This is a genomic window from Pseudomonas sp. UBA1879, from assembly GCF_002338065.1.
Taxonomy (GTDB): Bacteria; Pseudomonadota; Gammaproteobacteria; order Pseudomonadales; family Pseudomonadaceae; genus Aquipseudomonas.
Genome location: NZ_DDHJ01000004.1, coordinates 194,909 through 201,920, shown reverse-complemented (window position 1 = coordinate 201,920; position 7,012 = coordinate 194,909). Strand labels below are relative to the sequence as shown.

Below are 7,012 nucleotides of genomic sequence, written 5' to 3'. Positions count from 1 at the left end.
ATGCCACCCATGCCGCCCATGTCTGGCATGCCGCCGCCAGCTGCAGGCTTGTCTTCTGCCACGTCAGCGATCATCGCTTCGGTAGTGATCATCAGACTGGCAATCGAGGACGCCGCTTGCAGTGCAGAGCGAGTCACTTTGGCCGGGTCCAGGATACCCATTTCGATCATGTCGCCGTATTCGCCGGAAGCAGCGTTGTAACCGAAGTTACCGGAACCCTGCTTGACCTTGTCGACCACAACGCTTGGCTCGTCGCCGGAGTTGGCAACGATCTGACGCAGTGGCGCTTCAACAGCACGACGCAGCAGCGCGATACCGACGTTCTGATCAGCGTTGTCGCCGCGCAGCTCGGAGATGGCTTGCAGCGAGCGAACCAGCGCTACGCCGCCGCCAGGCACCACGCCTTCTTCGACGGCTGCGCGAGTAGCGTGCAGGGCGTCTTCAACGCGGGCTTTCTTCTCTTTCATTTCGACTTCGGAACCTGCGCCGACCTTGATCACCGCAACGCCGCCCGACAGCTTGGCCAGACGCTCTTGCAGCTTCTCTTTGTCGTAATCCGACGAGGTGTCACCGATTTGCTGACGGATCTGAGCGATACGGCCATCGATATCGGTTTTAACGCCAGCACCGTCGATGATGGTGGTGTTTTCTTTGTTCAGCACGACGCGCTTGGCATTACCCAGGTGTTCCAGGGTAGTGCTTTCCAGGCTGAGACCGATTTCTTCGGAGATCACGGTACCGCCAGTCAGGACCGCGATGTCCTGCAGCATCGCCTTGCGACGGTCGCCGAAGCCCGGTGCCTTGACGGCAGCGACTTTAACGATGCCACGCATGTTGTTCACGACCAGGGTCGCCAGCGCTTCGCCTTCAACGTCTTCAGCCACGATCAGCAGCGGACGGCCAGCTTTCGCGACGGCTTCCAGAACCGGCAGCATTTCGCGGATGTTGGAGATCTTCTTGTCGACCAGCAGCAGCAGCGGGCTGTCCAGTTCGGCCACCATGGTGTCCGGCTTGTTGATGAAGTACGGGGACAGGTAGCCACGGTCGAATTGCATACCTTCGACGACCGACAGTTCGTTCTCCAGACCCGAACCTTCCTCAACGGTGATGACGCCGTCTTTGGTCACTTTTTCCATGGCTTCGGCAATGATGTCGCCGATGGAATTGTCAGAGTTGGCCGAGATGGTGCCGACCTGCGCGATGGCTTTGGTGTCGGTGCACGGCTTGGACAGGGCTTTGAGCTGGGCAACGATGGCGATGGTGGCCTTGTCGATGCCGCGCTTGAGGTCCATCGGGTTCATGCCGGCAGCGACGGCTTTCAGGCCTTCGTTGACGATGGCTTGAGCCAGAACGGTTGCAGTGGTGGTGCCGTCACCGGCGTCATCGTTAGCACGGGAGGCAACGTCTTTGACCAGCTGCGCGCCCATGTTTTCGAAACGATCTTTCAGTTCGATTTCTTTGGCGACCGATACACCGTCTTTGGTGATCAGCGGCGCGCCGAAGCTTTTCTCGATAATGACGTTACGGCCTTTCGGGCCCAGGGTCGCTTTAACGGCGTCGGCCAGGACGTTCACACCAGCCAGCATCTTTTTACGGCCAGCGTCGCCGAATTTAACTTCTTTAGCAGCCATGATCGTTATTCCTTAAATACTTTGTAGTAACGGGAAATGCGGGGTATCAACTCAGCCTTCGACGACCGCGAGAATTTCGTTCTCGCTCATCACCAGCAGGTCTTCGCCGTCTACTTTCACAGTGTTGCTGCCGGAGTAAGGGCCGAACACCACTTTGTCACCCACTTTCACGGCCAGCGCACGTACTTCACCGTTGTCCAGGATGCGGCCGGTACCGACGGCGATGATTTCGCCACGGTTTGGTTTCTCGGCAGCCGAACCCGGCAGAACGATACCGCCAGCAGTCTTGGTTTCTTCTTCGCTGCGACGGATTACGACGCGGTCATGCAGAGGACGAAGCTTCATTGTCGATCTCCTAATTATGGTTTTTGAACGCCCGGTGTTGGCACCAGGTGGTTAAAACATCCGGGCTTGCCGGTTGCGGTTCGCAGGCGAACCGCAGAATACGGTCTGACGAAATGCGCCAGAAACCTTGCGGTGACCCATACATAAGGGCGAGCAAGCTGATTACAAGGCTGAGCGAAGATTTTTTTTACGTTTTGAAGGGGCGAAACGAACACGGCACCCGAAGGTGCCGTGGCGTTGTAGGCAAATATCACTTTTTATCGACAGGCTCATACTCGCCCTCGATGACCTCACCTTCGATCACCTCTGGCGGACGGGCACCCGGACGGCTGGCGCCAGGATGCGTCGAACCGGCCGATCGCAGGTCATCGGCGAACGCCCGCTGACGTGAGGCCGAGGCCTCGGCACGCTGTCGCACTTTGTTCGCCAGCACTCGGCGGGTGAACGGCAGCAGGCAGATCAGACCCAGCGCATCGCTGATAAAACCCGGCAAGACCAGCAGGCCGCCGCCGACCGTCATCATCAGCCCGTCCATCATTTGCTGTGCCGGCAGCTCGCCCCGCGCCAGGCTTTCGCGAGCGCGCATGGCCGTCGCGAGGCCCGCAACGCGAACCACGAATATCCCCAGCATGGAACCGGCAACGACCAGCAGGAAGGTCGGCAGAAAGCCGATCGACATCCCGACTTTCACCAGCACGAACAGCTCGAGCACCGGAAAAAGCAACAAAAGCAGTAGAAAAGCACGCATCAAATAGTGTCCTCAACGGAAGAAGGCTTCCAGTAGACACTAGGTGAAGTCGCAAAGTCGTTAATTCAAGCGTCGGCCGCTTCAACGGTCGGCCATTTTTCGGCGTGGGCCAGATGAACCAAGGCCTGGCGCACTTGTGTCGGCGTATTACACGGCTCGGCGAAGGCCAGCCAGTGCAGGCTCTGACCGATTCGCAGGTGCATGCCTTCACTGTCTATGCCCACCAGAACGGCAGGTTCGGCCTGGGGCAAATTCGCCAACTCGACGTAGTGGGCGATGGCTTTGGCGTGATCTTCGTTCATGTGATCGACCATGCCGGTTTCCGCCGCGCCCGCAAAGGGGTTGGCCAACGCAATGTCGTCCAGCCAGTGAATCGCACCAAAGCCGCCGATGTAGCGGTAGCGCACCGGGTGCAGCACCCAGAAGTCGAAATCGTGAGCGCGGTGGTAGCTTTCCGACTCGGGGAAGTAGCGGTAATAACGCTGCGCGGCCGCTTCGATGGCGGCCTCGTCGGTGATTTTGCGCCCCTCGGCCATGACCGTTACGCGGCCCACGGACTGAACGTCCTCAGCTTCGCGCTCGCCCACGATCATCGAGCACTTGGGGTCGAGTTGCAGGTTGTGGGTGTGTTGAGCGATGCGGCTGATGAGGATCAGCGGACGGCCTTGGTCGTCCAGGCAATACGGCACCACGGAACCGAACGGATAACCGGGCATCGACTTGGAATGCGTCGACAGCACGCCGCGATACTCCTTGAGCAATAAGGCTCGCGCCTCCCGATTGGCTTTGGCACTCATAGTTTGGCTCCTGGATCGAAAAATACGACGACCGCGCGACGACGCGCAGCGAATGAGCCACACGATAATCGTTATCGCTAAAGGGTGCCAGATTGGGGAGGCGTGACGATTTTGCAGGGGTTTTGCGTAAATTTTTTTGAGGTGGCTGACCGAACGCTGTACCTGAGGGAGCCGGCTTGCTGGCGCAGGCGGTAGGCCAGACACCTCGGAGTCGACTGCTTAATCGCACTCGCCAGCCGGCTCCTACAAAGTGGGCGGCGACCAGATGAATCGCGACCGCCCTTTTTCAGGCTTATATAAAGAAGCGTTTACCAGGCCACACCGAAGCCAGCGGTGTAACGGGTCTTGTCCAGATCGCCGTCATCGGAACCGCTGATGATGTTTTTCTCGGCCTTGAGGTTGAGCGACGCCCATTCCGTGACCTTGTAGCGCAGGCCCACTTCGGTATCGAGGCTGTAATCCGCGACGCCACTGATAGGTTTGCCCAATTCGCCGTTGGTGAAGAATTCAACCTTCTTGCCGATCAGGTAACGGTTGTAGTCCCACGTCCCGGAGATCGAGTAGAAATTGTCCTTCTCGCCGTTGGAATATTCGTAGTCAGTGCGGTTGAGCAGCGTACCGAGTTTGAACGCGCCCAATTCGTCATCCCAGAACTGGTAACCCGGGCCGGTACCCACCGTGCGCTGATTACGCAGGTCTTCGATGCTGTCGTGCTTGTACGTCACGCGACCATCCCAGAACCATTTGTCCGTGATGAACCGGTCAAGGGAGTACTCGGCGTTCCAGTTGTTGGTCGTGGTGACTTCGTCCTGGGTTTCACGGTTGTACTCGCCCTTGGCGTTGTGACGCCAGCGACCGTGGCTTGCAGTGGTCTTGAAATCGATGTTGTAGTCGTCGGTGTCTTTGTCGGCACGCTGGAAGTCGAGCGCGGCGTCGATATTGCCCTTCCAGACCAGGTCGGTGACCACCGGTTTGGGCTTCATGATCTGCTGGATGCTCGCCAGGTCCACGGTCTTCGGGGCGTCGCCGTTGGCCAGTGTGACCTTGCCGTCATCAGCGGCGTGCAGCGCCTTGGAAATCTCACCGGTCTGGGCATCCTGCTTGACGAGCAGGTGCTGATCGCTTTCCAGCGTCTTGACTTCTTTCCAGTCCAGCGGAATATCGCCTGCATATTTGGTATTGAGCAGCAGTTTCCCACCGTCGAAGACCTTGATGGTCCCGGTCAGTTTGTCACCGTTCTTCAACCAGACGGTATCGGCGAGCAGTGGGGTGGAAACGCTGGTAATGGCGAGGCACAGCAGGGTTCTGGGCAACATAAGCGACGACTGGGCTCTGGTTGGCGGGAAATCGGGCATTATCCCTCAGGAAAACATCGAGGCAATCCGTGGACCGCCGGCACAGGTATCACTGACCGTAGGAAATTTCCTGAGTTCCTTTGCGAAAAATCCAACTGGTCTTTTAAACAGGAACGAATACGTGATCGAACCTCTTTCTCCTTTCATGGACCCCACGGGCATGTCGTCCCTGGAAGCCCGGCGCACGGCGCTCTACCTCACGCTGCATCAAGTGCCGGAAGGCAAAGTGGTCAGTTATGGCCAACTGGGCGAACTGGCGGGTTTGGGACGAGCGGCACGTTTCGTGGGGCGAACCTTGAGCCAGTTGCCAGACGGCAGCACCCTGCCCTGGCATCGGGTGATCGGCGCTGGCGGAAAGCTCAGTCTGGTGGCCGGAACCGTTTCGGGCGAAGAGCAGCGGGCGCGTTTGCGGGCCGAGGGCGTGACCATCCGTAACAATCGTGTGGATATGGAGCGTCATGGCTGGCGTCCGACAGAGGACAACGGTTAGAGTGCGCGCTTTGTTTACGTAACCTGAGGCAGATTCCAGCCCATGCCCCGCAAAACCTGGCGCGCCGCGCTCGCCGTCTATGCCAGCCCCTCGACATTCGTGCTGTTGTTGCTCGGCTTCGCGGCCGGCATGCCCTACATGCTGGTGTTCTCGACCTTGTCGGTCTGGCTGCGTGAAGCCGGTGTCGCCCGTGAAACCATTGGCTATGCGAGCCTGATCGGGCTGGCCTACGCGTTCAAGTGGGTGTGGTCGCCGCTGCTTGATCAATGGCGCCTGCCGCTGCTCGGCAAGCTGGGGCGTCGGCGCTCCTGGCTGGTACTTTCTCAAGCACTCGTCACCCTCGGCCTGATCGGCATGGGGTTTTGCGATCCGCAACAGCATCTTTCCTGGCTGATCGCGATTGCGGTGCTGGTGGCGTTTTCATCGGCCACCCAAGACATCGCCATCGATGCCTATCGGCTTGAAATCGCCTCCGAAAGTCAGCAAGCCACGCTGGCCGCCAGTTACATGGCGGGCTACCGCGTCGCCGCCCTGCTCGCCACGGCAGGCGCGCTGTACTTCGCGGAAGGCTTCGGCTCCACCGGGTTCGCCTACAAACACTCGGCCTGGACCGGCACCTACGTGCTGTTCGGCCTGCTGATGCTGCCTGCGCTGATCACCACGCTGATCATGCGCGAGCCTGCCGTGCCGCTGCGCACCCAGCTCTCCGCCGCCCGCTACGGCTTCGCCCATCAACTGGCCTCGGTGTTCGTGCTGATCATTCTGCTGGTGTCGGTTCCGGCGATGTTCACCCAGTTGTACAACACCGATTTCGCCAGCGTGCTGTTCAAGGACGCCACCTGGAAAAGCCTGCTGATGGAAGACCGAGCGTTCTTGCGCGCGATCCTTTACACCCTGTTGACGGCCGCATGCCTGTCGTCGATGGGCCGTCGCGGCTTGGCGCCGGTGCTGACGCCGATCAACGATTTCATTCTGCGTTATCGCTGGCAGGCGTTTCTGCTGCTCGGCCTGATCGCCACCTATCGCATGTCCGACACCGTGATGGGCGTCATGGCCAACGTGTTCTACATCGACCAGGGCTTCACCAAGGATCAGATCGCCAGCGTCAGCAAGATTTTCGGTCTGGTGATGACGCTGGTGGGCGCAGCATTCGGCGGCCTGGCCATCGTACGTTTCGGCATCCTGCCGATCCTGTTCATCGGCGGCGCGACCTCGGCCGCGACCAACCTGCTGTTCCTGATGCTGGCCGACATGGGCCCGAACCTGAAGATGCTGATCGTCACGATCTCGCTGGACAACTTCAGCTCCGGCCTCGCAACTTCGGCGTTCGTGGCGTACCTCTCGAGCCTGACAAACCTGAAGTTCTCGGCCACTCAGTACGCCCTCCTCAGCTCGATCATGCTGCTGCTGCCGCGACTGATCGGCGGCTATTCAGGGGTGATGGTCGAGAAACTGGGTTATCACAATTTCTTCCTTGTCACGGCTGTGATGGGCGTCCCGACCCTGATCATGATTGCGCTGCATTGGGGGCAAGAGCTGCGCAAGGAAAAGCCGGATGAGGAACCGAAGGCTGTGGAGACGCCTGCAAGCGACAGGCCGTGACGAGCAGGAGCGGACACAGACCTGTGGGAGCCGGCTTGCTGGCG

General features: G+C 59.4%; 7 protein-coding genes. 2 read left to right on the top strand and 5 right to left on the bottom strand.

Translation table 11 applies throughout. The features are described from left to right. The 5 genes from groL to B3N48_RS04055 form a co-directional block, all read right to left on the bottom strand. Positions 1-1,631: chaperonin GroEL (gene groL, locus B3N48_RS04075; RefSeq protein WP_296179804.1), on the bottom strand; the 1,631-nt coding region annotated here is incomplete at its 3' end. 51 nt (positions 1,632-1,682) lie between these two features. Continuing rightward, on the bottom strand, positions 1,683-1,976 hold the full coding sequence (locus B3N48_RS04070; protein ID WP_296179801.1) for a co-chaperone GroES: 294 nt from the start codon (positions 1,974-1,976) through the stop codon (positions 1,683-1,685). Between the two features lie 250 nt (positions 1,977-2,226). Next, positions 2,227-2,724: an FxsA family protein gene (locus B3N48_RS04065; RefSeq protein ID WP_296179799.1), complete on the bottom strand. Its 498-nt coding sequence runs from the start codon at positions 2,722-2,724 to the stop codon at positions 2,227-2,229. A 65-nt stretch (positions 2,725-2,789) separates the two neighbouring features. Then, entirely contained in the window at positions 2,790-3,521 is a 732-nt protein-coding gene (locus B3N48_RS04060; protein WP_296179795.1) for a HugZ family protein, read from the bottom strand. A gap of 308 nt (positions 3,522-3,829) precedes the next feature. Continuing rightward, complete coding sequence (locus B3N48_RS04055) at positions 3,830-4,837, bottom strand: DUF481 domain-containing protein (RefSeq protein WP_296179790.1); 1,008 nt, start codon at positions 4,835-4,837, stop codon at positions 3,830-3,832. A gap of 184 nt (positions 4,838-5,021) precedes the next feature. On the opposite strand from B3N48_RS04055, the gene B3N48_RS04050 reads away from it, so the two are divergent. Both B3N48_RS04050 and B3N48_RS04045 read left to right on the top strand, forming a co-directional pair. Further along, a complete protein-coding gene (locus B3N48_RS04050; RefSeq protein WP_296181580.1) occupies positions 5,022-5,366 on the top strand; it encodes an MGMT family protein in 345 nt (114 codons plus the stop codon). 42 nt (positions 5,367-5,408) lie between these two features. Further along, positions 5,409-6,968 carry an AmpG family muropeptide MFS transporter gene (locus tag B3N48_RS04045; RefSeq protein WP_296179787.1) on the top strand — a complete coding sequence of 520 codons (1,560 nt, stop codon included), beginning with the start codon at positions 5,409-5,411 and terminating at the stop codon, positions 6,966-6,968. The last annotated feature ends 44 nt before the right edge of the window (positions 6,969-7,012 follow it).

Excerpts from the sequence above, each read along its gene's own strand:
- B3N48_RS04055 (WP_296179790.1), bottom strand. The coding sequence starts at position 4,837 with ATGTTGCCCAGAACCCTGCTGTGCCTCGCCATTACCAGCGTTTCCACC.
- B3N48_RS04045 (WP_296179787.1), top strand. The coding sequence starts at position 5,409 with ATGCCCCGCAAAACCTGGCGCGCCGCGCTCGCCGTCTATGCCAGCCCC.
- B3N48_RS04060 (WP_296179795.1), bottom strand. The coding sequence starts at position 3,521 with ATGAGTGCCAAAGCCAATCGGGAGGCGCGAGCCTTATTGCTCAAGGAG.
- B3N48_RS04070 (WP_296179801.1), bottom strand. The coding sequence starts at position 1,976 with ATGAAGCTTCGTCCTCTGCATGACCGCGTCGTAATCCGTCGCAGCGAA.
- B3N48_RS04065 (WP_296179799.1), bottom strand. The coding sequence starts at position 2,724 with ATGCGTGCTTTTCTACTGCTTTTGTTGCTTTTTCCGGTGCTCGAGCTG.
- B3N48_RS04050 (WP_296181580.1), top strand. The coding sequence starts at position 5,022 with ATGGACCCCACGGGCATGTCGTCCCTGGAAGCCCGGCGCACGGCGCTC.